This is a genomic window from Intrasporangium sp., assembly GCF_036566125.1.
GTDB lineage: Bacteria > Actinomycetota > Actinomycetes > Actinomycetales > Dermatophilaceae > Intrasporangium.
The window spans coordinates 1-26,357 of the sequence record NZ_DATCWX010000042.1 but is presented as its reverse complement, the minus strand read 5'-3'; the positions used below and the strand labels follow the sequence as shown (position 1 = coordinate 26,357).

Sequence of the window (26,357 nt, the reverse complement as noted above, 5' to 3'; positions counted from 1 at the left end):
TCTTCACCCAATGAGCAACGCCACAAAGCCTCAGGGTCGCTCAGTTCGTTCAGACAAGCCTCCCAGCAGGCAACACACCCGCTTATCGACTGCTGCCCCCTGCTGCAGCAGGGGGCGGCAGTCGATAAGCGGGTGTGTTGCGGCTTGAGAGGGCGGGAGGGCTGGAACCGCGGGTGCGCGTGGTTGCGAGCCCAGCGGCATACGCCAGGAGTGCCGAACGCGCGACATACCGCGCGTTCGGCACTCGTCCGGTGGGCACTCAGCCGAGGTTGAGCGACTCCCCGCTCGGGTCCAGGTCCACCGTGACCGTCTGGCCGTCGCGGACCTCGCCGGCGAGCAGGGCACGGGCGAGCCGGTCGCCGATCTCCCGCTGCACGAGGCGTCGCAGCGGTCGTGCACCATAGGCGGGGTCGTAACCACGCTCGGCGAGCCAGTTGCGGGCGGCGTCCTTGACCTCCAAGGTGATTCGCCGGTCGGCGAGCCGCGTCGCGAAGGAACGCACCTGCAGGTCGACGATGTCCGCCAGCTCGGCCTGGCTCAGCGCGTCGAAGATGACGATCTCGTCGAGCCGGTTGAGGAACTCCGGCTTGAACGCGGCGCGGACGAGCCCGAGGACCTCCTCGCGCTTCTGGTCCGGCGAGAGCAGCGGGTCGACGAGGTACTGGGACCCGAGGTTCGAGGTCATCACGAGGATGACGTGGCGGAAGTCGACCGTCCGCCCCTGGCCGTCGGTGAGCCGACCGTCGTCGAGCACCTGGAGCAGAACATCAAAGGTCTCCGGGTGCGCCTTTTCGACCTCGTCGAGCAGGACGACCGAGTAGGGCCGGCGGCGGACCGCCTCGGTGAGCTGGCCGCCCTCCTCGTAGCCGACGTAACCCGGAGGCGCACCGATGAGGCGCGCCACGGCGTGTCGCTCGGAGTACTCCGACATGTCGATCCGGACCATGGCCCGCTCGTCGTCGAAGAGGAAGTCCGCGAGCGACTTGGCGAGCTCGGTCTTGCCGACACCCGTCGGGCCGAGGAAGAGGAAGGACCCGGTCGGACGGTCGGGGTCCGAGACCCCGGCCCGCGAGCGCCGCACGGCGTCGGACACGGCACGCACCGCCTCGCTCTGGCCGACCAGGCGAGCGCCGATGACCTGCTCCATGTGCAGCAGCTTCTCGGTCTCGCCCTCCAGCAGTCGGCCAGCAGGGATGCCGGTCCACGCCGAGATGACGTCGGCGATGTCGTCGGCGCCGACCTCCTCCTTGACCATCGGGGCGACCATCGTCTCCTCGGCCCCGTGGACCGCGGCCTCCTCGCGCTCCTGGGCCGCGGCGAGCTCCTTCTCGAGCGACGGGATGTCTCCGTAGAGGATCTTCGAGGCGCCCGCGAGGTCGCCCTCGCGCTGGAGCCGGTCCGCCTGCGTGCGCAGGTCGTCGATGCGAGCCTTGAGGTCGCCAACAGCGTTCAGGCCCGACTTCTCGGCCTCCCAGCGTGCGTTCAGGGCGGCCAGCTCCTCGGAGCGGTCGGCAAGGTCCTTGCGCAGTCGCTCGAGCCGTTCGCGCGAGGCCGCGTCGTGCTCCTGCTCGAGCGCGAACTCCTCCATCTTGAGCCGGTCGACGGCGCGCCGGAGCTCGTCGATCTCGACCGGCGAGCTGTCGATCTCCATGCGCAGTCGCGACGCCGCCTCGTCGATGAGGTCGATGGCCTTGTCGGGCAGCTTGCGGCCGGTGATGTAGCGGTCGGAGAGGCTCGCCGCAGCCACCAGAGCCGCGTCGGCGATGGTCACCTTGTGGTGCCCTTCGTAGCGCTCCTTGAGGCCACGGAGGATGGCAATGGTGTCCTCGACCGAAGGCTCGCCGACGAAGACCTGCTGGAACCGGCGCTCGAGGGCGGCGTCCTTCTCGATGTGCTTGCGGTACTCGTCGAGCGTCGTCGCGCCGACGAGGCGCAGCTCGCCCCGCGCGAGCATCGGCTTGAGCATGTTGCCGGCATCCATCGCGCCCTCACCGCCGGCCCCCGCGCCGACGACGGTGTGCAACTCGTCGATGAAGGTGACGATCTGCCCGTCGGACGCCTTGATCTCGTCGAGCACGGCCTTGAGGCGCTCCTCGAACTCACCGCGGTACTTCGCCCCGGCGAGCATGGCGCCGAGGTCGAGCGCGTAGAGCGTCTTGTCCCGCAGGCTCTCCGGGACGTCACCCTCGACGATCCGCTGGGCGAGCCCTTCGACGACCGCCGTCTTGCCGACGCCGGGCTCGCCGATGAGGACGGGGTTGTTCTTGGTCCGCCGGCTGAGCACCTGGACGACCCGACGGATCTCGGCGTCGCGGCCGATGACCGGGTCGAGCTTGCCCTCGCGGGCCGCTGCGGTGAGGTCGGTGCCGTACTTGGCGAGCGCCTCGTAGGTTCCCTCCGGGTTGTCGGACGTCACCGGGCGGCCGCCGCGCAGCTCGGGGATGGCCTGCTCGATCGCGTCGGCATCAAGGCCGAACTGGCCCGTGCGGGCGAGGGCGAGCAGCAGGTGGTCGGTGGAGACGTACGAGTCCCCCATCGCCGTCATGTACTGCTGGGCCTGCTGGATCGCCGCTGCCGCGGTCCGGGACAGCTGGGGCTGCTGGGCGCCGCCGGACACCTGCGGCAGGGCGGCCATCTCCTTCTCGGCGGCCGCCGTGGCGGCACCCACGGAGGATCCGGCCTTCTCGAGCAGGGCCGGCGTCGTCGTGCCCTGCTGAGCTGCCAACCCGAGCAGCAGGTGGGCCGGCTCGATCGCGGGGTGATGCTTCGCAGCTGCGGTCGTCGCGGCCTGGGCGAAGGCCTCCTGAGCCTTGGTGGTCAGCTGAAGATCCATGCATTCTCCTGTGAGAGGGCGGCGTACACGGGGTGCAACCTCAGGAAAGTTGAGTGTATTCCACTCAACTACAGCGAGACGATGCCGTATGCCGCTGAGCTCGCTGCCAGCATCCTCGACCTTACGCTCGGGCTGGCGAAGCGGCAGGGCACGTGCGCGCGAGAGGGACACAGCGGCATACGGCACAGGAAATCAGTCTCACGGGAAGGTCACGTATGCTCCTGCGAGCACCCAAGCCCAGCAGAGCAGGAAGGCGCAGGTCCTTTGACGGACACCGCTCAGAGCACCACTCGACCCGAGCTGATCGACTCCCTCGTCCAGGACCGCGCTGACGAATCTCAGGGACCCGCCGACCGCCTCGTCGTCGCGTACTGCTTCACGCCCTATGTGGACACGTCAGGCACCGTCATGGCCAAGCGGGTGCGCCTGCTCGGCGAGCCCGTTGACGTCATCCAGAACGAGATGAGCTCGATCCGTGGCATCGACCCGGGTGTCGAGGCCGTCGCGGGCGACCTCATCCGGCGCCGCGCCATCCTGCCGACCCAGACCCGCTTCTCGAGCTGGCCGTCGATCCGCGAGTGGTGCGAGGCGGGCGAGGCGAAGGTCGACCAGTGGGTGGCCGACTCAGGCGGGACGGCTCCGTGGCGGTCGATGTACTCCCGGTCGCACTTCGTGGCCTCGCACTACCTGGCCGCGCTGGTCAAGGACAAGCACCCCGAGATCGAGTGGGAGGCGGAGTTCTCGGACCCGTGTTCACGCGACGCGAACGGCGCCGTCCGGTTCGCCGCCGTCGAGCACGATGCCCTGCTGCGCCGGATCCGTTCGATCGTCGGGCCGCTCGAGGTCGAGCCGGACGTGGAGAACGTCTTCGCCTGGGCCGAGCACCTGGTGTGGAGCCGGGCCGACCGGATCGTCTTCACCAACGAGAACCAGCTCGAGTACATGATCGGGTTCATCGCGGACCCGCAGCTGCAGCGCCGGGCCCGGGAGCGGGCCGTCGTCGCGCACCACCCGATGCTGCCGCCCCGGTTCTACGAGCTCGACCGGGCGGACCAGGAGCTCGAGTCGGACCGGATCAACATCGGCTACTTCGGCAACTTCTACGGCAAGCAGAGCCCCGTGGACGTCGTGCGCGGCATCTCGGCGCTGGACAAGGACCTGCGCCGTCGCCTCGCGCTCCACATCTACACGAACGACACGGAGAAGCTGGACGAGTACATCGAGGCCCTCGATGTGGCTGACTGCGTCCGGGCACACCCGTTCCTGCCATTCCTCCAGTTCCTCGAGATCTCGACCCGCATGGACCTGCTGCTCGTCATCGACTACCCGCTGGCCAAGGACGCCGAGAAGAACCCGTTCCTGCTGTCCAAGTGGGGCGACTACGAGGGCAGCGGCACCCCGGTCTGGGGGCTGCTCGAGGAGTCGAGCGTCCTGTCGGCGATGAACCACGACGCCATCCGGTTCCGGACGCCGATCCAGCAGCCGACCGCGGCCGCACAGTTCCTGAGCCGCCTGGCCAGAGGCGTCATCACCATCTGACCTGGCTCAGGGCCGCCCGAGGATTGCCTCGACGAGGCGGCCCTCAGTCTGCTCGACGGAGAAGAGATCGGCCATCTCCTCCTTCGCCTCGGCAGCGCGTCCCATCCGCTCGGCCCGATTGGCCTCGATGATCTTGGCCGCCTCGGCTGCCGTGGTGAAGACGAACCGCTCGGGGAACAGCTGGTGGGCCGCGTTCAGGCGGGCGAAGACCGGCCACTCACGCACGACCGGCACGGCGCCGGAGGCGACGCCCTCGAGGACCCCGACCGGGCACGACTCGCGCAGGCTCGTGCTGAGGATGTAGCCGACGTCGCGCAGATGCACGGGCAGTTTCCTCGTGAAGCCTGCGTAGTCGATCGCATCGACGACGTCGGGCTGGAGGGCACGGCCCATGAACTCGCGGCTGTAGCGGTTGATGTGCTCGGCCTGGTTGTGCCCGAAGTCCGCGCCGATGAGCTTGAGACGCCATCGATCGTCACTCTGGCGAAGTGCGGAGAGGATGTCGAGGGCGAGCACCGGGTCCTTGACGTGCTGACCCCAGCCCACGAGGCCGATGGTCCAGTCGGCCGACTCGGACTTGTCGGCCTCGAACCGCTCGGTCATGATCCGGTTCGTCACGACCCGGACGTCCACGTGGTCGACGCGCCGGCCGAGCACGGTCTTGAAGACGTCCCGGATGTGGGGGCTGACGGCGATGACGGTGTCGACCGCGGACCAGTCGACGAGCTGGGCGGGTCCCGAGAGGACGTCGACGCTGTGGATGCGGATGACGAGCCGAGCCTCGGCCGGGGCGAGCACGGACGCCCACACCGCGCCCTTGTCCGCCCAGTCGGCGACGACGACGTCGGTACCCCGCACGAATGCAGCGGCCTCTGGATCGAGGCTGTCCGCGAAGGACGGGTCGCCTGCCTGGGCTTCGAACCGCATCCGGAGGGTCGTCGTGTCGAGGATCATGCCCGCGAACTCGGGCTTGTCGAGCCGCACCATCCGCAGGTCGACGTCGCCGCGCGCCTCGAGAGCCTTGAGCATTGGCCCGGCGTGGTGGTGGTAGATGCCCGGCAGTGCCAGGACCCGCTGCCGCTCCGGTGGCGATGCGACCGGCTCAGGTCGCGCGTCGACCCCCATGGAGCGTTCCGCGGTGCGGCGCGCCTCCTCGGCAAGGAGCCGCTTCCAGAAGTCGGCAGCCTGGAGGGGCGCGAGGAAGCGGTCCGGCTCCTCGACGAGCGGGCTGCTCTCCGTCGCGGTGTGGAGCTGCTGGTGGAACAGCAGCGCCATGCCGATGACGGCGAACGAGTAGCCACCCTCTGCGTCGTGGCTCGCGAACCGTCGGTCGGCAACCGCCAGGACCTCTCGGACGACGTCCTCGTAGTCCGGCGGTCGCGGCTCCCCTGCCGCGATGGCGATGTGGAGCCGCAGCGCCCGCGCCGCGGCCTTCTCGTCGGGCAGCGGCGGGTACCAGCGGTCGAACAGGTCCATGACGTCGAGCAGGAGCAGGGCCTCGTCTCGGCTGCCCCGGCGCACGAGCCGCCGCGCGAGCACGCGGAGCGGCGTGCGGACGTCGGCCTCCGGCGTGAAGTGGAACTCGTCGAGACCCAGCAGGTGCTTGCTTCGCGCGACGAGTCCGGTGACTGGCAACCGGTCATGGCTGCCGCGGTTGGCGAACAGCTCCGCCTGCACGACGAGCCAGCGCCATGCGGACTCCTCGTCGAGTGCGGCGTGCGCGGAGCCGTCGCGCCAGACCCTCGCCTTGAGGGGCGGCATTGTCTTGAGCGCCCATTCGAACGCGTCGTCGACGAGCACGATGTGGTCAGCCTTGTCGAGCTGGTGGCGCAAGCGCCGATCGATCCGACGGGACTCGAGCCACGTCTCGTCCCGTCGGGCGGCTCGTGCGGCCGCGCGGCTGAGCCGCTCGATTGGCTGCTTGAGGTACCACGGCTCCGCGTCGTGGGACTGATGGGTCTTGGCGGTGCGCGGGAATCGCTCTGGCACCGCTCCCTGGAGGTAGGCGACGGAGACGTGGTGCCGGCCCAGGGCGATCTCACGAGCCTGCTCGACCCACTCGTCGAGGTCCGCGGCGTCCGCGACGAGGAACAGCCACCGCTCCGGCCGCTTGGTGTAGGCACGCGGCCCGGACGACTTCTTCACTCTGCTCTCCATGGGTCGGGGGCGCGCTCAGACGGTGACGTGGGGAACCGGGTCGCCGTAGAAGGCGAGCCGTCCCTGGCGGATGAGCAGCTCACGGTCGCTGATCGGCCAGGTGTGCCCGTCTGTCGTGGCAGCCCGGACGCTGACGAAGTTGAAGCGGTCCGAGGCGTAGACCCGGCCACCGGATCGCTTCACCTTCTCGAGGAAGGTGGTGTCCACCCGCCGGGGTACATCCTCGAAGCGCAGCTCCCGCGCCGCCTCTGTCGGGACGAGGATCGTTCCGCCCTGGACGAGTCGCACATAGCGGTTCTCGTGGTCGGGGAAGCGCAGAAGGACGGCGTCGGAGGACGTGAGGTGGGCGTAGTGCGCCCACTTCCCGACGACCACCGCATCGGTGTACTCGAACGCCCGCACGAGGTCCTTGAGGTAGTGCTCGGCGTAGTGGTTGTCGTCGTCCATCTTGGCGACGTACCGCCCCGATGCCGCCTCCACGCCGAGGTTCATGCAGGCCCCGAGCGTCAGGTCCGCGTCGGCCGCCCGGACTACGGGAGCATCGAGCCCGCGCTCCGCAGCCCGGCGCTTGACATCCACCTCGTCGACCTCGAAACCGTGCGTGACGAGGACGAGCTCGACGGCTGGATGTGACTGTCGCGCCAGGAAGTCGAGGACGTTGTCGAGCATGTCGGGACGCATCGTCGGAACGACCGCGCTGATCGACTGGTCCACGGGTTCGTGCGGCCGGGTGACCACGTCGAGCACGGTATCGACTCGGTGCCGGTAGAGATGCTCGTCGAAGACGCGACGATGTGCGCGCAGCGCGACGCGATCGCGGTACTCCTTGTGCCGCAGGAGCGACCCAAGCGCCAGCCTGGTTTCCGCGGGTGAGTCGGACACCGCGATCGTGTCACCGAAGAACGGCTCGATGGAGGCGGCCCTGCCGCTGACGATCGGCGTCTGGGCGGCTGAGAGCTCGAAGAGCCGGCGTGCGCACATCGTCGGAGAATCCGTCACGGAGTTGACGTTGAGGAAGACCTTGTACGACGTGTATGCCGCGAGCATCTGCTCGTACGGGAGTGAGCCGACGACACGTGACCGGTACTCCGGCGGGAACTGGTACCGATGGTCCTCCGCCGCCATCCGCGAGTAGATGTGCAGGCCCAGGTCGATGGCTGGTTTGACGATGGTCTCGATCTGCTCGCGGCGCTCCGGGTGCTTCTCCGTGAAGTACGTGCCGGCAAACGCGACCTCGTAGGTCCGACCGTGGTCGCGCTCGATCGGGTTGTGGATCCGGGGCTGCGCGCCGAACGGGAGCAGCCCGACGCGGTTGTGGCCCAGGTCCCGCACGTAGTCGGGGATCCGGTCCGAGTCGACGGTGAAGACATGGTCGAAGAGGCGCGCGGTCTCGATGAACGTGTCGTAGTTGGGCGGGTCCTCCTTGTTCCAGAAAACCGTGGGAATCCCCTGCTCGCGACACCAGGCCACGAGCTGCCTGAACTCGTCCCGGATGGGCTGGTCGCTCGTCATCGCCAGCCGCCATGCGCGGCCGTTGCCCTGCCAGGCGGACTCGACGAAGAGCAGGTCGGCCTTGCGCGGCTCGATGAGCTGCCGGCGCCACTCACCCGGCAGGAGCTTGACCTGGTCCCACTCGTAGGCGAAGGCCAGCTCCGAGAACGGGTCGAGGATGACGGCTGCTCGCACGTCCGGCCGGACGACTGGGCCCGTCGGGAGCTGGAAGGACGGGAGCGGGGGCAGCGACTGCTGATCGTGCCGGAAGGGAACCCGGCGCCCCACCTCGGTCCTGACCCGAGCGATCAGCTGCGAACGCGCCCGACGATCGTTCCGTGCACGATCGAGGGCCCGCGCCACCTTGGCCAGCCGTTGCCGCGCTTGGGGCGGGATCGCAGTCATGGGGGACAGTCTTACAGCACCGGGGGCCAGTCCAGAACTGTGCCAAGATACGCGCATGGCGAGTGCTGGTCGGGCTACAGCGCACCGACCGACCGCTCAAAACGTCCCTCGGACCGCTCGCCAGATTGCAGCCCTTGCAGCCCGGACCCTCTCACGGCTCTCCCAACTGCCCGCCGCGATCTCGGTCGCCGGTCGACACGTGGCGCGAGACCCGTGGAAGGCCGTCTCGGTGGGGCTGCGCGCCTCCCCCGCACCCCTGCGGGAGCGGTTCCGGCACAGGGCCGTCCGTCGCCGGCTGCCACTCGTCGCCCTCGTCGCCGATGCCGCCGCCGGTGACCGCGAGCGCGCTGCTGCCGGGCTGCGTGAGCTCGCCCTCGACGGACCGGTTGGCTCACTCCACGGCGTCGCGGCGGTCGCCAGCGTCCTCGACCGACCCGATCTCGCGTCGCTGGCGGTCGAACGGCTGCCCGAGGACGCACCCGAGGCGACCCGGATCCGCGCCCTCGCAGAGTGGGCCCAGGGCCACTCACGAGCGGCCGTGGCCCTGGCGGCCCAGGCGGCGCGATCCGGCGGCGCCCGTGAGCGGTCGCTCCAGGCCACCCTCGCCTCGGAGTTGACGGTGCTCGAGGCCCCGGAGGTGCACGCCCTGCCCGAACGTGCACCAGGGATCTCCGGGTCCGCGGGCGCAGGTTCCGGCCACGGCGAGCGTCCGATGCGAGTCCTCCACGTCGTGACCAACGCGCTGCCCGAGGTGCAGGCCGGATACACCATCCGGACCCAGGGCATCGCCGAGTCGCAACGCGGCGCCGGCATCGATGCGCATGTCGTCACGCGCCTGGGCTTCCCGGTGGACAGCGGCGCACTCGCTGCCAGCCGGGACTTCGTCCACCAGACGGTGCCCACTCACCGCCTCGTACCGCTCCGCGGCCTGCCCGTGCTCGCTCATGAGCGAATCCGCGTCGGGGCCGATGCGGTGACTCGGCTGGCCGAGCGCCTCGAGATCGACGTACTCCACGCGCACAGCAAGCACGAGAACGGTCAGGTGGCGCTGCTCGCCGGGGACCGGCTCGGCCTGCCGGTCGTCTACGAGGCACGCGGCTTCCTCGAGGAGACCTGGCGCAGCCGCGGAGGCGATCCGGCCTCGGACCAGTACCTGCTGTCCAAGGAGGCGGAGACGGCCTGCATGCGCGCCGCCGACGCGGTGGTCGCCGTCTCACGGGCCATGGTCGACGACATCGTGGCCCGAGGCATCCCGGCCGCGAAGGTCAACCTCGTCGGGAATGCCGTCTCGGCCGAGTTCCTCGAGCCGGCGCCGGACGCGACCCGGCTCCGCGCCCGCCTCGGCATCGCCGAGGACGCGGTGGCGGTCGGCATGGTCAGCACGCTCAACGACTACGAGGGGATCGACGTCCTCATCGAGGCCGTTGCGGCCGTCGACGACCCGCGCCTCGTGCTGCTCGTGGTCGGGGACGGCCCGGCCCTCGCCGACCTCCAGCGCAGGGCGGCCGAGCGGCTCGGACCGGAGCGTGCGACCTTCACCGGCCGCGTGCCCCACGACGAGGCCCACCTCCACCATGCTGCGCTGGACGTCTTCTGCGTGCCTCGTCTGCGCACACCCGTGACGGAGCTCGTCCCCCCGCTGAAGCCTCTCGAGGCGATGGCCACCGCTCGTCCCGTCGTCGTGAGCAACCTGCCGCCCCTGCTCGAGTTGGTCAGTGACGGCCTCGATTCCGAGCCGCGCGGCCTCGCGGCCGCGGCCGGCGACGCCGCTTCGTGGTCGGAGGCCCTCCGGAGGCTGCTGTATGATTCCACGCTCAGGGCCGACCTGGGCGCCGCAGGGCGAAACTGGGTCGCCGGGCACCGCACCTGGAAGGCTGCCGCCGCGACGTACGCAGGGATCTATCGCGACATCAGCCGGTCGCGGGTTCCCACCAGAGAGGCAGCTAGGGAGTAACGAGTGGTAGACGCCGCCGTCATCGGCCTTGGGTATGTGGGCATGCCCCTCGCCCAGGCTGCGAGCCGGGCGGGACTGTCGGTCGTCGGGTTCGACATCGACACGAGTGTTGTCGCTGACCTCAACGCGGGGATCTCGCATGTCGACGACCTCCAGGACCGCGATGTCGCCGAGATGCTGGCCCTGGGCTTCAGCGCAACGAGTGATCCCGGCCGGCTCAGCGAGGCCGACGCGATCGTCATCTGCGTGCCCACGCCTCTCGCAGACGATGGTGGGCCGGACCTGCGACACGTGGAGGCCGCGGTCGCGACCATCGCCGCACAGCTACGGCCCGGCATGGTGGTGATCCTCGAGTCGACGACGTACCCGGGGACCACCGACGAGGTCGTGCGTCCGGTGCTCGAGGCCGATGGCCTCATCGCGGGCCGTGACTTCCATCTCGCCTTCTCACCCGAGCGGATCGACCCGGGCAACCGGGAGTACGGCGCGAAGAACACTCCCAAGGTCGTCGGTGGCCACACGCAGGCGTGCACCGATGCCGCCGCCGCCTTCTACGGGCGGTTCGTCGACACGGTCGTCCCGACTCGGGGCACCCGCGAGGCCGAGACGGCGAAGCTGTTGGAGAACACCTACCGCCACATCAACATCGCCCTCGTCAACGAGATGGCGCGCTTCTGCCACGACCTCGGCATCGACCTCTGGGACGTCATCGCGGCCGCCCGGACCAAGCCCTTCGGGTTCCAGGCCTTCTACCCCGGCCCCGGCGTGGGTGGGCACTGCATCCCCATCGACCCGAACTACCTCTCACACAGCGTCCGGGCCCGCCTGGGTTACCCCTTCCGCTTCGTCGAGCTGGCCCAGGAGATCAACTCGACCATGCCCGGCTACGTCGTCCGCCGTGCGCAGGACGCGCTCAACGACGACGCGAAGGCGCTCAAGGGCTCGACCGTGCTGCTCCTCGGGGTCACCTACAAGCCCGACATCGCCGACGAGCGCGAGAGCCCGGCGGTGCCGCTGGCCCGCCAGCTCGTGGCCCACGGGGCGACGGTGCTCTACCACGACCCATATGTCGAGGACTGGCGCGCCCTGGGCGGCGAGATCAAGCGGGTGGACGACCCGTTGGCGGCCGCCGAGGACGCGGATCTGACCATTCTGGTGCAGAATCACAGCGGTTACGACGTCGCAGCCCTTGCCGACGCCGCCCGGCGGCTCCTCGACACCCGAGGTGTCGTCCCAGTGAACGAAAGGGTGCAGCGACTGTGACGGAATCGAATGTGCAGGCCGCGACGCCGCCACCGCTGCCGCCGGCCCTGACCCCGGAGGAAGCCGAGAGGCTCGCCCGGGAGGCCGGCCTCAACGAGCTCGGCAGCGTCCCGCCCTTCCGCAAGTACCTCAAGGACCTGTGGGCCAACCGGCACCTCATCTGGGCCCTCTCGTCATCGCAGGCGTACTCGGCGAACCAGAACAACTACCTCGGGCAGCTCTGGGCGATCCTCAACCCGATCCTGCTCGTCGGGTCCTACTACTTCATCTTCGGCTTCCTCATCCCCACCCGGGGAGGCACCGAGAACTACCTCGCCTTTCTGACCATCGGCATCTTCGTCTTCGGCTACACCGCCTCGTCGCTCACGTCGGGGTCCAGGGCGGTGACCGGGAGCATCGGCCTGGTCCGGGCCCTCCAGTTCCCGCGGGCCCTGTTGCCGATCTCGGCCACGTTGACCCAGTTCCTGACCCAGCTTCCTGCCTTCGCCGTGCTCATGATCATGATGCCGCTCACCGGGGAACCGGTCTCCACCAAGTGGCTGCTCTTCCCGTTGGCCCTGGTGCTCCAGACGATGATCAACCTCGGCTTCGCGTTCTACCTTTCCCGCATCGTCAATGCGTCTCGCGACGTCGCAAATCTGGTACCGGTCGTCGTGCGTCTGGCCCGCTACATCTCCGGCGTCTTCTTCAGCATCTCGCACTACGCCAAGGGCCATTACCTGCTCGGGTTCGTCCTGCTCTACCAGCCGCTGGCCGCGCCGATCACGGCCGTCCGCGAAAGCCTCATGGCCGAGTACGAGCCGAAACTGTCGACCTGGGTGGCCTGCGCGTTCTGGGCCGTCGTGCTCAGCGCATCCGGCTTGGTCTTCTTCTGGCGAGGGGAGGGTCGCTATGGCGCCAACTGACGCCACCACGGCGAGGCCGAGCGTCATCGCGTCCGAGCTGGACATCGTCTACACCGTCTTCGGAGCCAAGAAGCGGGGCACGTCCACCGACGTCGAGCAGCCCTTCCTCGAACGAATCCTGGCCAGGCGGTCCCACGTCGGAGGGGTGCGCAAGGTCCACGCCGTCAAGGACGTGTCGTTCGTCGTGCAGCACGGCGAGTCGGTCGGCATCATCGGACGCAACGGTTCCGGCAAGAGCACGCTCCTGCGGGCCATCGCCGGGCTCATTCCGCCGAGCGGTGGACGCGTCTGGTCCGCTGGTCGACCGTCCCTGCTCGGCGTCAACGCGGTCCTGCTCAGCAGCCTCACCGGCGAGCGCAACGTCATGATCGGTGGTCTGGCTCTCGGCCTCAGCCCTGCCCAGGTGCGTGAGCGCTACGACGACATCGTGGAGTTCTCGGGCATCGGCGAGTTCATCAACATGCCGATGAGTTCCTACTCCTCGGGCATGGGGGCCCGGCTCCGCTTCGCGATCTCGACGGCCGCAGCGCCCGACATCCTGATGATCGACGAGGCGCTGGCCACCGGTGACGCCGACTTCCAGGCGCGCAGCAGTGAGCGCATCGCCGAGATCCGCCAGGACGCGAGCACGGTCTTCCTCGTCAGCCACTCCAACGCTGCGATCCGTCAGACGTGCGACCGGGTGCTATGGATGGACCAGGGCCGCCTCGTCATGGACGGACCGACCGAGGAGGTCGTCTCCGCCTACGAGGCCACCGTCCGGAGACCCGCTGCCAAGCCTGCCGCGACGCCGCCTCCCGACGCCGGGCCTGAGGAGCCAGCCGCCCAGTCCGAGCCGGTCACGGCGCCGCCGCTCTGGCCGTGACCTCCGACGAGACCCTCCACCTGAGCGCGACGAGGCCTGTCCTCGTCGTGACGGTGGTGCACCACCCCGAGGACGCCCGCATCCGTCATCGCGAGATCGCGGCGCTGCTCGACGCCGGCATCCCGGTGACCTATGCCGCCTCGTTCAGCGACCACGATGTCTCCCCCGGCACGGCACCCGGGCTGACGACGATCGACCTGCCGCGCGCGGTCGGTCGACGGCGCCTCCGAGCCGCGCGAGCCGCCAGAGCGGTCGTTCGCCGACTCGCTCCCCAGCACGGCGCAGTGATCGTCCACGACCCCGAGCTGCTCGTGGCGCTTGCCGGCCTGCGCCTCCCACACCTGATCTGGGACGTGCACGAGGACACCGCTGCGGCCATCGAGGTCAAGGGTTGGCTGCCGCCCGCCTTGCGGCGCCCGGCCGCAGCCGGCGTGCGCCTGCTCGAGCGGGCCGCCGAGCGCTCCCGCCACCTGCTCCTCGCTGAGCCCGGCTACGCGGACCGGTTCAGCAGGCAGCACGTCGTCGTGCCCAACACGACAACCGTGCCGGCGAGCGTTCCCCTGCCGCAGTCGAACCGGATCGTGTACCTCGGCTCGGTGACCGTTGCTCGGGGCGCACAGGTCATGGTCGAGCTGGGTCGGCTGCTGCACGAGCGCACAGACGGCGCCCTCACGGTCGAGATCATCGGCCCGCCCCGCGACGAGGAGACGAGGCGGATCCTCGACGACGCGGCGGCTCGCGGCCACGTGCGGCTCCACGGCTTCGTTCCCAACGCGACGGCACTCGAGCTCGTCGAGGGATCGCTCGTCGGCGTCTCCCTCCTTCAGGACCTGCCCAACTACCGGCACTCGACCCCGACCAAGATCTACGAGTACCTCGCCCGCGGAGTCCCCGTCGTCACGACTCCCCTCCCCGTGGCCGAGCAGCTCGTCGAGGCATCGGGTGCCGGCTTCGTCGTCCCGTTCGACGACGCCGCCGCTGCAGCGGAGGCAGTCCTCCGACTCCACGAGGACCGCGACCTCGCCCGCGAACTCGGTCGGCGAGGGCACGCCTACGCGCAGGCACATCACGACTGGTCGACTCAGAGCGGCGCCTTCGTCGCCGCGGTCCGTGCCGTCATGGACGGCCGGATCATCAGGTCTCCGCAGACCGCATCCCTTCCACCCGGAGAATCACCGCATGTTTAGAGATGGAATCGCTGTCATCGGCCTGGGTTACATCGGCCTGCCCACGTGTGCCGCCCTGACCCAGCAGGGCCTGACGGTTCACGGCGTCGATGTCAACGAGCGGACCGTGTCCGAGATCAATGCCGGCCGCGTGCCGATCGTCGAGCCGGACCTCGACGAGGCGATCGAAGAGGCGGTGAGCTCCGGGCGCCTCCAGGCCAGCACCAGGGTCCCCGCGGCGTCCTACTACCTCATCGCCGTGCCGACCCCGTTCAAGGGTGACCACGAGCCGGACCTGTCCTACATCCGCTCAGCGACCGAGGCGATCGCTCCTCGCCTGCGCGGCGGCGAGGTCGTCATCCTCGAGTCGACGTCCCCGCCCGGGACCACTCGCAAGATCAGCGAGTGGCTCGCGGAGCTGCGCCCCGACCTGCGCCTCCCCCACCAGTCCGAGCGTCCCGACGTCCACCTGGCGCACTGCCCCGAGCGGGTCCTTCCGGGCCGCATCATGGTGGAGATCTTCACCAACGACCGGGTCGTCGGCGGGCTGACCCCGGCCTGCGCCGAGCGCGCCGCGGCGCTCTACCGCACCTTCGTCACGGGCGAGATCCTGCTCACCGACGCGACCTCGGCCGAGATGGCCAAGCTGACGGAGAACTCCTTCCGCGACGTCAACATCGCCTTCGCCAATGAGCTGGCGGAGATCTGCGAGGAGCTCGGCCTCGACGTGTGGGAAGTCATCCGCCTCGCCAATCGCCATCCCCGGGTCAACATCCTCAACCCCGGTCCGGGCGTCGGCGGCCACTGCATCGCCGTCGACCCGTGGTTCATCGTCGCGTCGGCGCCCGAGCGCGCGCGCCTGATCCGGACGGCCCGGGAGACCAACGACGCCCGACCGCACACCATCATCAGCAAGGTCAAGGGGGCGCTCTCCGAGCTCGGAGCGGGCCCTGACGGCGAGAACGCGACGGTCGCCTGCCTTGGCCTGGCGTTCAAGGCCGACATCGACGACCTGCGCGAGTCCCCCGCTCTCGGGATCACCGAGCAGCTGGCCAACGACCTACCCGGCGCGACCATCCTCGCCGTGGAGCCGCACATCACCGCGCTGCCGAAGTCCCTCCACGGCCGGGCCAACGTCTTCCTCGCCGAGGTGTCGTATGCGGTTCACGAGGCCGATGTCGTCCTGCTCCTCGTGGACCATCACGCGTTCAAGCACCTGACCTTGGGCGACCTGGACGGCAAGAAGGTCATCGACACCCGCGGCATCTGGCGCTGAGGGACCCAGCAGGCCCGCCACCGCTGGCGGTCAGCTGCCGAAGTCCGGCTCGCGCACCCCGATGCCGAGCATGGCGGAGATCGCAGCGACGCAGCGCTTGGCGGCCTTGCCGTCTCCGTAGGGGTTGACCGCGTTGGCCATCTCGTCGTAGGCGCGCGCGTCGTCAAAGAGCGTCTGCACGGAGGTGCGGATCGTTTCGGCATCGGTGCCGACGAGCCGGACCGTCCCCGCCGACACGGCCTCGGGACGCTCAGTCGTGTCGCGCATGACGAGCACCGGCTTGCCGAGGCTCGGCGCCTCCTCCTGCACGCCGCCGGAGTCGGTGAGCACGACGTTGGAGGCGGCCAAAACATGGGCGAACTGGTGGTACTCGAGCGGCTCGGTGAGCGTGACGTTCTCGAGCGGCCCGAGCATCGGCTCGATGACCTCCCGGACGATCGGGTTGCGGTGCATCGGCAACAGCACGAGGGCATCGGGGTTGGCCACAGCGAGGTCGCGGATCGCGCCCATCGACTCGGTCATTCGGTCGCCCCACGACTCGCGCCGGTGCGACGTGACCAGCAGCAGCTTGCGCCCCGCCTTTGCAGCATCCACGATCTCGCCGACGCGCGGGTCGCTGAACTCGACCGGCTGGGTCGTGGTCCACTCCAGCGCGTCGATGACCGTGTTGCCGGTGACCGGGATGGTGGCCTCGTCGATTCCCTCGCGCAGGAGGTTGGCCTTCGACGTCAAGGTGGGGGCCAGGTGCAATGAGGCCAGCGGCGACGTCAGCCGGCGGTTGACCTCCTCGGGAAACGGCGAATAGATGTTGCCGGTCCGTAGGCCGGCCTCGAGGTGGACGACCGGGATCTTCTCGTAGAACGCGGACAGGGCCGCCGCCAGCACCGTCGTCGTGTCGCCCTGGACGACGACGACGTCGGGCCGCACGTCCTGGAGCAGGTGCGACGTCGCCAGGATCGTCTTGGAGGTGATCTCCGCGAGGGTCGCGCCGGGGGTCATGAGGTCGAGGTCGTGGGTCGGTTCGATGCCGAACAGGTTGTTGACCTGGTCGAGCATCTCGCGGTGCTGCCCGGTGACCGCCACGATGGGCGTGAGCTGGTCGTGCCGACGCAGCTCGCCGACCAGGGGTGCCATCTTGATGGCCTCGGGGCGAGTGCCGTAGATGGTCATGACGCGGTACATGGGGCTCCTCCTGCCGTTCCAGCGGCACAGCCTACCGGCGGCCCCCACCCTTCCTTCAAACCTGCATGCCGTATGCCGCTGAGCTCGCTCCCAGCCCAATGCACAGAGTGCGGGGACTGCCGTCCGAGGTCGACCTCGACCCGCGGAGCGAGCCAGTCCCACGCGCTTGCTGTCGCGGTCGGCTGCCCAGAGTCACGCTGAGCGGCGCCCTCGTCCGCCTCTGAACGGTGATTCGAGGTACGCGGCCGCTCTGGAGAGCCGACTCATACCTCGAACCGAATACCTCGAACGGAAATCAGCGGCCGCCGGGTCGCCACACCACGAGCGCCTGGGAGGCAAAGGTGCGCTTCGGCCGCTGTCCCGGACGGACGGCGACCACGTCGCCGCGCGGCCCCGCCGCGAAGACCCGGTCGCCCGAGCGCGCCTCCTCGAGCGTCGACCGTGCGGCTTCCACCTCGGCGACCAGCTCCTTGACGCGGGACTGGAGCGCCTCCACCTGGTCCTCGAGCTCGAGGATGCGCTGGATGCCGGCGAGGGACACGCCCTCCTGGGAGAGTCGCTGGACCTCACGCAGCAGCGAGACGTCCCGTCCGCTGTAGCGGCGGCCGCCGCCCTGGGTGCGCGACGGGGAGACCAGCCCGAGCCGGTCGTACTGCCGCAGCGTCTGGGCGTGCATGCCGGCGAGCTGGGCAGCGACGGAGATGACGAAGACCGGGGTCTCGTCGTCCGGCGCCATGGGGTGCTGGTTCGTCCGTGCCATCGTCACCACCTTCGTCTCAGTTGTTGTCCTGCCTGCGCACCGCGAGCGTCAGAGCCGGGCTCGCTCGAAGAGGTCGGCCCGCGGGTCCTGGCCGTCCTCCGCCCTGGCCATTGTCTCGATCGCCTCACGTGCCTCGTCGGTCAGGCGCTGCGGCACGACGACCTGGACCTTGGCGAGCAGGTCTCCCGCCTTGTCGCCGCGCTTGACGCCGCGGCCCCGGAGCCGGAGCACCCGGCCGCTGGGCGTGCCCGGCGCGATCTTGACCTTGACGGACCCGCCGTCGAGCGTCGGCACGGCAACGGTCGCGCCGAGCGCCGCCTCCGCAAAGGTCACGGGTAGGTCGATGGTCAGGTTGTCGCCCTCGCGACCGAACACCGGGTGCTTGTCGACCGACACGGTGAGGATGAGGTCGCCAGCCGGTGCGCCAGGGTCACCCTTGCGGCCCTTGCCGCGCAGCTTGATCTTCTGGCCGTCCTTGACACCCGGTGGGATCCGGGCCGTGATGCGGCCGAGCTCCGGCGACGACAGGGTGACCGTCGAGCCCTCGACCGCCTCGCGGAAGCCGATCCGCGTCGAGGCCGACACGTCGACGCCGGCGCGGGGGCCGGCTGTGGAGCCGAACCCGCCGGGATATGCGCCACCACCGGGGAAGCCGGCACCGCCGCCGCCGAACATCTGGCCGAGGAGGTCCTCGATGTTCGGCTGGGCGCCGCCGGTGCCGAAGCGGACCTGCTCACCTCCACCGCCGAAGTTCGCGAAGATGTCCTCGAAGCCACCTCCGCCGCCGGGCGCGAACCGCGCACCGCCGTGGGACATGGCCCGAATGGCGTCGTACTCGCGGCGCTGCTCCGGATCGGACAGGACGGCGTAGGCCTCGCCGATCTCCTTGAACCGCTCCTCGGCCTTCGCATCACCGACGTTGTGGTCGGGGTGCAGGTCGCGCGCGAGCTTGCGGTACTTCTTCTTGATCGTCGCGGCATCCGCGTCCTGGGGCACGCCGAGGATCGCGTAGAAGTCCTTCTCGAACCAGTCCTGGCTAGCCATGGCGCACCTCCGTCTCTGTCATCCTGCCCGTATCCCCGCCCGTCAAGCGGGGTCCGCCACCGACACGCGGGCCGCCCGGACGAGCCGCTCGCCGATCCGGTACCCGGGCTGGATCACCTGGACGACGGTGGTGCCGGTCGCCTCTTCGGGCAGCTCCGCCTCCACGTGCATGAGCGCCTCGTGCACCGTCGGGTCGAACTCCTCGCCCTTCTCGCCCAGCCGCTCCACGCCGAAGCGGCCCAGGATCGACTCCAGCTTCTCGGCGATGGCCGCGAACGGGCCCTCCTCGAGCGCCCCGGCCTCGCGGGCCGAGTGGATGTCGTCGAGCACCGGCAGGAGCGACTCCACGACGCCGCCGACCGCCGCGTGCCGGATGACGTCCCGGTCGCGGTCGACCCGCTTCTTGTAGTTGACGTACTCCGCCTGGAGCCGTTGCAGGTCGGCGAGCAGCGTCGCCGCCATGGTGTCCTCCTCCGCGAGGGCCGCACCCTCGTGTTGCGATGGCGCTTCGTCCCGGTCCGGCGCGTGGTCGTACTCGTCGTCGCCGCCCGGTTCTGCCGACGCGCCGGCACCACCCTCGTAGTACGTGTGCTTGGGCGAACCCCCTTGGGGCGGGGTGCCGGCGTTGCCGCCGGCAGCCCCGGCACCCTGGTCGGCGCCGGCCGGCTCGGGGCCGGCACCTTCCGGGGTCAGGTCCTCGGGGGTCACACCCTGGGGATCACTGGTGGTCACTTCGCGTCCTTCACGTCCTCGTCATCGATGACCTCGGCGTCGACGACGTCGTCGTCCGAGCCAGCCGAGCCACGCGAGCCACCCGACCCATCGGCCGAGGCACCAGCCGAGGCGTCCTCAGCCCCAGCGGAACCGGAGGAGGCAGCGGAAGCCGACTCAGCGGCATACACCGCCTGTCCCATGGCTTGTGACGTCGTGTTGAGCGTCTCGATCTTGGCCTTGATGTCCTCGACACTGGCCTCCGAGCCCTCGGCAACCGCGCCCTTGAGGTCGGCGAGAGCCTCGTCGACGGGCTTCTTGACGTCGGCGGGGACCTTCTCGCCAGACTCCTTGAGGAAGGTCTCGGTCGAGAAGACGAGCTGCTCGGCCTGGTTCTTGACCTCGGCCTGCTCGCGACGCTGGCGGTCCTCCTCGGCGTGCGCCTCGGCGTCCTTGACCATGCGGTCGATCTCCTCCTTGGAGAGGGCCGAACCGCCGGTGATCGTCATCTTCTGCTCCTTGCCGGTGCCCTGGTCCTTGGCGGAGACGTTGACGATGCCGTTGGCGTCGATGTCGAAGGTGACCTCGATCTTCGGCACACCGCGCGGCGCCGGGGCGATGCCGGTCAACTCGAACGTGCCGAGCGACTTGTTGTGCTGCGCGATGTCGCGCTCACCCTGGAAGACCTGGATGAGCACTGACGGCTGGTTGTCGTCGGCCGTCGTGAAGATCTCGGAGCGCTTCGTCGGGATGGCCGTGTTGCGCTCGATGAGCTTGGTGAACAGGCCACCCTTGGTCTCGATGCCGAGCGAGAGCGGCGTGACGTCGATGAGCAGGACGTCCTTGCGCTCGCCCTTGAGGACACCGGCCTGCAGGGACGCGCCGACCGCGACGACCTCGTCCGGGTTGACGCCCTTGTTGGGCTCCTGGCCGGCCATCTCCTTGACGAGGTTCGCCACGGACGGCATGCGGGTCGAACCGCCGACGAGGACCACGTGGTCGATGTCGGAGATCTTGATGCCCGCGTCGTCGATGACACGCTGGAAGGGAGCCTTCGTCCGCTCGAGCAGGTGCTTGGTCATCTGCTCGAACTGCGCCCGAGTCAGCGACTCGTCGAGGTGGATCGGGCCCTCGGGCGTCATCGAGATGTACTGCGCCGAGATGTTCGTGGAGGTCGCGGACGACAGCTCCTTCTTGGCGCGCTCGGCCTCGTCACGGAGCCGCTGCATCGCGATCTTGTCCTTGGACAGGTCCTGGCCCGTCTTGTTCTTCACCTGGGTGATGAGGTGCTGGACGATGACCTCGTCCCAGTCGTCGCCACCGAGGTGGTTGTCCCCATTGGTCGCCCGGACCTGGATCGTCGCGAAGCCGTCCTCGGCATCCTTGCCGACCTCGAGGAGGGACACGTCGAACGTGCCGCCACCGAGGTCGAAGACGAGGATGAGCTCGTCCTCCTTGCCCTTGTCGAGGCCGTAGGCGAGCGCCGCCGCGGTGGGCTCGTTGACGATGCGCAGGACGTTGAGGCCCGCGATCTCGCCGGCCTCCTTGGTGGCCTGGCGCTGGTGGTCCTCGAAGTAGGCGGGCACGGTGATGACGGCGTCGGTCACCGTCTCGCCGAGGTAGGACTCCGCGTCGCGCTTCAGTTTCTGGAGGATGCGGGCGCTGATCTCCTGCGCCGTGTAGGTCTTGCCGTCGATCTCCGGCGTCTTCCAGTCACTGCCCATGTGGCGCTTGACCGACCGGATCGTCCGGTCGACGTTGGTGACGGCCTGGCGCTTGGCGACCTCGCCGACGAGCACCTCGCCGTTCTTGCTGAACGCGACGACGGACGGGGTGGTGCGGCCGCCCTCAGCGTTCGCGATGATCGTCGGCTCGCCGCCCTCGAGGACGGAGACGGCCGAGTTGGTGGTACCGAGGTCGATTCCGACCGCACGTGCCATGAGTGATCTCCTTGGTTTCCAGATGTGGCCGTATGCCGCTCAGCTCGCTCCCATGGGCAGGCTCAGTCGCGCAACGGGCCGGATTGGTCTGTATTCGCCGCTCAATCTGCTCCCCGTGGCCCCATATTGTCAAAGCCGCGCTCGCAAATCTTGCGTCCATCAGGCTCAACTTTACCCGGCCCACGATTGTTCCCAGAAGCTTGGGTGGTCGACCTCAATCTCCATCTCGGAAGCCGGCGTCAGCGGTCGACGGCCGCCCGAGCCGCGCGATCGCGGATGCCCCGGAGCTGCTTGATCCCCATGAACGAACTGACGACCGCGAGGGGCTCGACGATGGCGCCGGCGCCCGGGCGCAGGAGTGCGTAGCGCTCCCGCACGAGCAGCCGCGTCCTCCTGCCAGGATGCCTGCGCAGCACGAAGGCCCAGGTGTAGTCGAAGGGCGCTCCGTCCAGATCGCCGTCGCCGCGCCCCACGGGGCCGGGCCTGAGCACCAGATGCGAGCCCGGCTGCACGGACCACACGGTGAGGGCGACCTTCGGGTGCAGCCGTACCTCGTCGTCCACCTCGATGGTCTGCAGCTCCGGCACGATCTGGTCGAGACTGTGGATCTCACACCCGGCGAGGTTCTCCAGCCCGTCGTAGCTGTAGAGACCACCCCGTCCCTGACCCAGCTGGGCAATCCAGGGCCAGACGGCGTCAGGCGGAGCATCGATGGTGATGCTCCGGGTGGCGACCCGCCGCGGATCGGGGATCAGCTCGTCACCGGGGAGCGTCTCCTGCAGCTCGGCGTGGGTGGCACCCCAGTGGAGCAGGGAGTACCTGGCCGTCCACAGTCCCCAGCCAGCAGTCGCGAGCGCGAGACCGATGCCGACGGGTCGAGGGATGCGGTAGCGAGCCATTCTGCATGACCTCCCGTCCGTCGTGTCCCCAGCCTCTCATCCCCCGGTGGACGACGCGCCGGATTGTGCCTGTAAGACTCGGGGCATGGATTCGCAGGAGCCGTCGGCCATCGCGCCGGACTTCGTCCGGTTCAACCGGGGAGACCGCGTCATGCTCGACCTCTCCGCGCTCGCCGAGCCGCCCGACGAAGAGGCTCCTCCGAAGGTCCACGAGGCGCACGAACGGATGATGAACGTTCACGGCGCGCTCGGCACCGTGATCCATGGGGACGACAACCGCAACGCCCTTGAACGGCTCATCCACCGCCTCACCGGCCGCCCGGCTGCGACGATCGGCGTGGACTGGGACGGGAGCCAGCTGGAGCCCAAGGCCAAGCGGCGTCGCCGGAACCAGCCATATCTGACCCCGGTCGTCTACCGGGCACAGCTGCGTCACACCGGCGAGCGCGAGTCGGCTGGGTGAGGCCAGTGGTCAGGCGGGAGTCGCCTCCCGGGCCGGGTATCCGGCGATCTGGACGGTGGCGACATGCGTCAGGACCGGATCCTCATCGGCGGACGGCACTTCACCTCTGCGCCAGGTCAGCTCGAGATCCGGTCCGCTGACGCGCAGCTCGCCGATGCAGTTGTCGAACCACGGGCCGTCGGTGACCCGCCACGGATAGGCAGGGTCGGGGATGCGGTCTGACCGGGTGGCGATCCAGCGCATCGGCCCGACAAGGCGTTTGGCAAACGCCGACATCATGATGCGCAGCGCCCTCGGCATCGGGTTGCGGATGGGTGAGCAGACGGCCTGCACGATGAGCGACCGGGCACCGTGTCGCCCGACGTCCTCGACCTGCGCGACATAGGAGTTGTGGACGTCCCCGGACAGGAACGTGATCGTCGCCGGCGGACGGCCGCGCTCGCCACGAGCCACCGACATGACGAGCTCGAAGACCTCGGCGAAACCCTCGTTGAACGCCGCCCAGTGCTCGAGGTCGACCGACTGCCGCAGCCGCTCCGCCAGTGACGAGACAGGACGCGACAGCGCCTCCGACGAGAACGCCCCGCTCGCGAGCACCTCGTCGATCGCCTCGAGGTCGTGCAGCCCCGGGGGGAGCAGGAACGGCAGCGACGTGCCGATGAGCAGGTGGTCGACGTCGCCGGTCAGCTGGTCGTCCAGCCAGGCCAGCTCATCCGGGTCGAGCATCGAGCGCCGATTCGGCTCGAGAACGCGCGCGGCCCGCGAGTCGACGACGACGAGGCGGCTGTCCCCGAAGTCGCGGACGTAGCTCCAGCGGTAGACCTCGGGGTGTCGGTCCACCCGCCGGGCCAGGTCGTTGACCGCCTCCGTCAGGTCCAGCTCACCATTGCCCTCGTGTGCGATCACCCGGGCATAGAGCTCGTCGGTGCGCAGCTGCGCCGGTGACAGGTTCCCGATGTGCTGGTAGACCCAGTAGGACGTCAGGCCGCCGATGAGGCGCTCGTTCCACCACGACGTCCGGTTCATCTCCTCGTGCCACGTCCACGAGGTGTTCCAGTCGTCGCGGATGTCGTGGTCGTCGAAGATCATGCAGCTCGGCACCGTGGACAGCAGCCACCGGTTCGCAGGATCCGTCCAGGCGAGCCAGTAGAGGTGCGAGTACTCCTCGTAGTCCTTGATCTCCTCACCCGGCGGCTCGTCCAGACTGCGGCGCTCGCTGATGTACTCCTGCATCGCGTCAGAGGTGAGGTCTGCGTAGACCTGGTCCCCGAGGAACGCGATGAGGTCCGGCTCGTCGGCCCGGCCCGAGGCGATGGCCAGGGCCAGGGCCCGCAATGCGTCGACGCCGTTGGTCCGGTTCCCCTCCTCGTCGTGCGGCACCGCGGTGCGGCACGAGCCATATGCCAGACGGGTCGGCAGCGTCCGGTCGATGGTGCGGATGTGCGGTGCCGGATAGGGGCTGTCCGGCGGGGGCCACACCGGCTCTCCGTCCACGGAGACGGCGTAGTCGTGGGTCGAAGCCCGCTCGAGGCCCTCGATGATGACGAGCGCGTAGTGGTGGCCTCCGACCCGGAACGTCGGCGCCTGCCAGCTACGTCCAGCGCAGGCGACGGTCACCGTCGAACTGCTCGACGTCTCCACCCACACGGTCGCGCTCGTCTCGTCGGCGTACCGGAGCATCGGCCCGAGCACCAGGCTCGTCGCAACGTCCATGGACCAGACATACCCCAATCGGAGCCGCGGGTGGCCGATTCACGGTGTAAGGCGTTCCCGCCTGAGCTCGAGGTGCCGCATCACCGGAGTGGCAAGTGTCCCGTGGACGAAGACCGACAGCGTGATGGAGACCGCAGCGACCGACCACAGCCAGCGCTCCTCGGGAAAGGCGTGCAACCCCGCGGCGTACGCGAGGTAGTAGAGCGAGCCGACGCCCCGCACGCCGAAGAAGGCCGTGACCAACGCCTCCGAGCGCGTCATCCCTCCGGGGTACGCGGAGCGACGGCGCCACAGGCCGAGGCTGAGGAATCCAGCGATCGGTCGCAGGACGAAGACGAGCACGAGGGCGACGAGGACACCGCGCCAGTCGAGCGGTCCGAGCAGCCCCTTCGTCATGGCCGTGCCGAGCAGGAGCAGGACGACCAGGACGAGGAGCCGCTCGAGGTTCGCGATGAGCGCGTGCATCGTGCGGTGGTACTCGTGGCCACGCTCCGCCGCCCGCAGCGCCATGCCGCAGGCGAAGACGGCGAGAAACCCGTAGCCCCCCACGAGCTCGCTCACGCCGTAGGTCAGGACGAGCGCAGCGAGCACGAGGAGCGGTTCGCCCTGCTCGGCGAGCCGCAACGCGCGGCGCGGGGCCCGGAAGGCCACCCGGGCCAGTCCCCACCCCACGAGAATGCCGACCGCCACGCCGAGAACGACCTTTCCGACGAGCTCCCAGGCGACCCACCTCGGCAACCAGCCCGAGACCGGGCCCTCGACGGCGAGGAAGATCGCCGCGTAGACGAAGGGGAAGGCCATTCCGTCGTTGAGTCCCGCCTCGGACGTCAGGGCGAAGCGGACCTCGTCCTCCTCGTCGATCTCCTCTGCGCCCTCCTGATCGTCGTCGACCACCCGTGGGCCGGCGACCTGCACGTCGCCTGCGAGTACCGGATCGGTGGGCGACAGCAGGGCGCCGAGCAGCAGGGCTGCGGCCGGAGCGAGGCCCAGCGCCCAACCGAGGAGCGCCACCCCTGCGATGGTCACCGGCATGGCGACGACGATCAGGCGCCAGGTGGCCGACCAGGCTCCCCACGACTTCCGGTCCCTGAAGGAGAACGGGCGGTCCAGCGCGAGGCCAACTCCCATGAGTGCGACGAGGACCGTGATCTCGGTCAGCCGCTCGACCACCGGTCGGACGTCCACCGGGTCGAGGGAGAGACCGCTGGGCAGCGGGGCCATCCCGATGGCCATCCCCAACGCGAGCAGCACCATGGGGGCGGAGACGGCGTACCGGGTCAGGACGCTGGGCAGCACGGCGGCCACGAGCAGGGCGAGCCCGACGATGAGGTAGACGGCGTTGGTCGGCATTGCGAATCATGGTGCCACCGCGCAAACGCCGTACCGTCCTTGTTGTGGACAAGTGGGTGAGGACGTATGCCGCTGAGCTCGCCTCCGCGGCCACGCCAGCTTCCACGGACCGCTGGGTCACGACGCCCTCTGGTGCCCGGCTGGCGTTCGTCGGCGGCGCCGTCCTCAAGCTGCACCACGAGCGCACCGAGAGCACCGCGCTCGCCGCGCGGGTGACGGCAGCGTGCGAGTCGTCGCTCGCCACCGTCTTCGTGCCGCCCCTGACATCGGAGGTCGTGGCGGCGCCGGATGGCTCCCTCGTGACCGCCTGGCCGGAGGTCCCCGTCCTCGGGGTCGGCGACACGATCCCGTGGCCCGACGTCGGCAGACTGCTCGCCCGGCTCCACCGCCTGCCCGCCCCGGCCATCCTGCCGGCCCACGTGCCGTCCGATCGGCTGGGGG

Annotated in this window: 20 protein-coding genes; 9 read left to right on the top strand and 11 right to left on the bottom strand. The window is 69.5% G+C overall.

The window, feature by feature from the left end:
- Nucleotides 1–259: 259 nt before the first annotated feature.
- Nucleotides 260–2,833, bottom strand: a complete 2,574-nt coding sequence (gene clpB, locus VIR15_RS02635) for an ATP-dependent chaperone ClpB (protein WP_331925917.1) — start codon at nucleotides 2,831–2,833, stop codon at nucleotides 260–262.
- Between the two features lie 264 nt (nucleotides 2,834–3,097).
- Between clpB and VIR15_RS02630 the strand changes: the two genes are divergently transcribed.
- Nucleotides 3,098–4,372: a glycosyltransferase family protein gene (locus VIR15_RS02630; protein ID WP_331925916.1), complete on the top strand. Its 1,275-nt coding sequence runs from the start codon at nucleotides 3,098–3,100 to the stop codon at nucleotides 4,370–4,372.
- 6 nt (nucleotides 4,373–4,378) lie between these two features.
- Here the strand turns inward: VIR15_RS02630 and VIR15_RS02625 are convergent, their stop codons facing one another.
- The gene (locus VIR15_RS02625; RefSeq protein WP_331925915.1) at nucleotides 4,379–6,517 is read right to left on the bottom strand and encodes a glycosyltransferase family protein; all 2,139 of its coding nucleotides are present in this window, start codon (nucleotides 6,515–6,517) and stop codon (nucleotides 4,379–4,381) included.
- 27 nt (nucleotides 6,518–6,544) lie between these two features.
- The gene (locus tag VIR15_RS02620) at nucleotides 6,545–8,425 is read right to left on the bottom strand and encodes a glycosyltransferase family protein (protein ID WP_331925914.1); all 1,881 of its coding nucleotides are present in this window, start codon (nucleotides 8,423–8,425) and stop codon (nucleotides 6,545–6,547) included.
- Between the two features lie 199 nt (nucleotides 8,426–8,624).
- On the opposite strand from VIR15_RS02620, the gene VIR15_RS02615 reads away from it, so the two are divergent.
- Genes VIR15_RS02615 through wecC form a run of 6 tightly spaced genes read left to right on the top strand, consistent with a single transcriptional unit; the run spans nucleotide 8,625 to nucleotide 15,854 of the window.
- The gene (locus VIR15_RS02615; protein ID WP_331925913.1) at nucleotides 8,625–10,379 is read left to right on the top strand and encodes a glycosyltransferase family 4 protein; all 1,755 of its coding nucleotides are present in this window, start codon (nucleotides 8,625–8,627) and stop codon (nucleotides 10,377–10,379) included.
- A gap of 3 nt (nucleotides 10,380–10,382) precedes the next feature.
- Nucleotides 10,383–11,642, top strand: a complete 1,260-nt coding sequence (locus tag VIR15_RS02610; RefSeq protein ID WP_331925912.1) for a nucleotide sugar dehydrogenase — start codon at nucleotides 10,383–10,385, stop codon at nucleotides 11,640–11,642.
- On the top strand, nucleotides 11,639–12,547 hold the full coding sequence (locus VIR15_RS02605) for an ABC transporter permease (RefSeq protein WP_331925911.1): 909 nt from the start codon (nucleotides 11,639–11,641) through the stop codon (nucleotides 12,545–12,547). Before VIR15_RS02610 ends, VIR15_RS02605 begins: the two co-directional genes overlap by 4 nt.
- Nucleotides 12,534–13,412 carry an ABC transporter ATP-binding protein gene (locus VIR15_RS02600; RefSeq protein WP_331925910.1) on the top strand — a complete coding sequence of 293 codons (879 nt, stop codon included), beginning with the start codon at nucleotides 12,534–12,536 and terminating at the stop codon, nucleotides 13,410–13,412. The genes VIR15_RS02605 and VIR15_RS02600 overlap by 14 nt, the downstream gene beginning before the upstream one ends.
- Nucleotides 13,409–14,599, top strand: a complete 1,191-nt coding sequence (locus tag VIR15_RS02595; RefSeq protein ID WP_331925909.1) for a glycosyltransferase — start codon at nucleotides 13,409–13,411, stop codon at nucleotides 14,597–14,599. The genes VIR15_RS02600 and VIR15_RS02595 overlap by 4 nt, the downstream gene beginning before the upstream one ends.
- Nucleotides 14,592–15,854: a UDP-N-acetyl-D-mannosamine dehydrogenase gene (wecC, locus tag VIR15_RS02590; protein ID WP_331925908.1), complete on the top strand. Its 1,263-nt coding sequence runs from the start codon at nucleotides 14,592–14,594 to the stop codon at nucleotides 15,852–15,854. Before VIR15_RS02595 ends, wecC begins: the two co-directional genes overlap by 8 nt.
- A 30-nt stretch (nucleotides 15,855–15,884) precedes the next feature.
- On the opposite strand, the gene wecB is transcribed toward wecC, so the two are convergent.
- The 6 genes from wecB to VIR15_RS02560 form a co-directional block, all read right to left on the bottom strand.
- Entirely contained in the window at nucleotides 15,885–17,036 is a 1,152-nt protein-coding gene (gene wecB / locus VIR15_RS02585; protein WP_331925907.1) for a non-hydrolyzing UDP-N-acetylglucosamine 2-epimerase, read from the bottom strand.
- Between the two features lie 295 nt (nucleotides 17,037–17,331).
- Nucleotides 17,332–17,796, bottom strand: coding sequence for a heat shock protein transcriptional repressor HspR (locus VIR15_RS02580; protein WP_331925906.1), 465 nt, complete (start codon nucleotides 17,794–17,796; stop codon nucleotides 17,332–17,334).
- 48 nt (nucleotides 17,797–17,844) lie between these two features.
- Complete coding sequence (locus VIR15_RS02575; RefSeq protein WP_331925905.1) at nucleotides 17,845–18,840, bottom strand: DnaJ C-terminal domain-containing protein; 996 nt, start codon at nucleotides 18,838–18,840, stop codon at nucleotides 17,845–17,847.
- Nucleotides 18,841–18,882: 42 nt separating this feature from the next.
- Nucleotides 18,883–19,572, bottom strand: coding sequence for a nucleotide exchange factor GrpE (locus tag VIR15_RS02570; protein WP_331925904.1), 690 nt, complete (start codon nucleotides 19,570–19,572; stop codon nucleotides 18,883–18,885).
- A complete protein-coding gene (gene dnaK, locus VIR15_RS02565) occupies nucleotides 19,569–21,491 on the bottom strand; it encodes a molecular chaperone DnaK (RefSeq protein WP_331925903.1) in 1,923 nt (640 codons plus the stop codon). The genes VIR15_RS02570 and dnaK overlap by 4 nt, the downstream gene beginning before the upstream one ends.
- 239 nt (nucleotides 21,492–21,730) lie before the next feature.
- Nucleotides 21,731–22,390: an SRPBCC family protein gene (locus VIR15_RS02560; protein WP_331925902.1), complete on the bottom strand. Its 660-nt coding sequence runs from the start codon at nucleotides 22,388–22,390 to the stop codon at nucleotides 21,731–21,733.
- Between the two features lie 85 nt (nucleotides 22,391–22,475).
- On the opposite strand from VIR15_RS02560, the gene VIR15_RS02555 reads away from it, so the two are divergent.
- Nucleotides 22,476–22,853 carry a hypothetical protein gene (locus VIR15_RS02555; protein ID WP_331925901.1) on the top strand — a complete coding sequence of 126 codons (378 nt, stop codon included), beginning with the start codon at nucleotides 22,476–22,478 and terminating at the stop codon, nucleotides 22,851–22,853.
- Between the two features lie 9 nt (nucleotides 22,854–22,862).
- Here VIR15_RS02555 and VIR15_RS02550 read toward each other — a convergent pair whose 3' ends face one another.
- Nucleotides 22,863–24,566, bottom strand: a complete 1,704-nt coding sequence (locus tag VIR15_RS02550) for an alkaline phosphatase D family protein (RefSeq protein ID WP_331925900.1) — start codon at nucleotides 24,564–24,566, stop codon at nucleotides 22,863–22,865.
- Nucleotides 24,567–24,605: 39 nt separating this feature from the next.
- Nucleotides 24,606–25,916, bottom strand: coding sequence for a cation:proton antiporter (locus VIR15_RS02545; RefSeq protein WP_331925899.1), 1,311 nt, complete (start codon nucleotides 25,914–25,916; stop codon nucleotides 24,606–24,608).
- A gap of 44 nt (nucleotides 25,917–25,960) precedes the next feature.
- Between VIR15_RS02545 and VIR15_RS02540 the strand changes: the two genes are divergently transcribed.
- Nucleotides 25,961–26,357: hypothetical protein (locus VIR15_RS02540; protein ID WP_331925898.1), on the top strand; the 397-nt coding region annotated here is incomplete at its 3' end.

What these genes read in the sequence shown, in the direction of transcription:
- clpB (WP_331925917.1), bottom strand. Translation starts at nt 2,833, where the DNA reads ATGGATCTTCAGCTGACCACCAAGGCTCAGGAGGCCTTCGCCCAGGCC.
- VIR15_RS02620 (WP_331925914.1), bottom strand. Translation starts at nt 8,425, where the DNA reads ATGACTGCGATCCCGCCCCAAGCGCGGCAACGGCTGGCCAAGGTGGCG.
- VIR15_RS02600 (WP_331925910.1), top strand. Translation starts at nt 12,534, where the DNA reads ATGGCGCCAACTGACGCCACCACGGCGAGGCCGAGCGTCATCGCGTCC.
- wecC (WP_331925908.1), top strand. Translation starts at nt 14,592, where the DNA reads ATGTTTAGAGATGGAATCGCTGTCATCGGCCTGGGTTACATCGGCCTG.
- wecB (WP_331925907.1), bottom strand. Translation starts at nt 17,036, where the DNA reads ATGTACCGCGTCATGACCATCTACGGCACTCGCCCCGAGGCCATCAAG.
- VIR15_RS02580 (WP_331925906.1), bottom strand. Translation starts at nt 17,796, where the DNA reads ATGGCACGGACGAACCAGCACCCCATGGCGCCGGACGACGAGACCCCG.
- VIR15_RS02575 (WP_331925905.1), bottom strand. Translation starts at nt 18,840, where the DNA reads ATGGCTAGCCAGGACTGGTTCGAGAAGGACTTCTACGCGATCCTCGGC.
- dnaK (WP_331925903.1), bottom strand. Translation starts at nt 21,491, where the DNA reads ATGGCACGTGCGGTCGGAATCGACCTCGGTACCACCAACTCGGCCGTC.
- VIR15_RS02560 (WP_331925902.1), bottom strand. Translation starts at nt 22,390, where the DNA reads ATGGCTCGCTACCGCATCCCTCGACCCGTCGGCATCGGTCTCGCGCTC.
- VIR15_RS02555 (WP_331925901.1), top strand. Translation starts at nt 22,476, where the DNA reads ATGGATTCGCAGGAGCCGTCGGCCATCGCGCCGGACTTCGTCCGGTTC.
- VIR15_RS02550 (WP_331925900.1), bottom strand. Translation starts at nt 24,566, where the DNA reads ATGGACGTTGCGACGAGCCTGGTGCTCGGGCCGATGCTCCGGTACGCC.
- VIR15_RS02545 (WP_331925899.1), bottom strand. Translation starts at nt 25,916, where the DNA reads ATGCCGACCAACGCCGTCTACCTCATCGTCGGGCTCGCCCTGCTCGTG.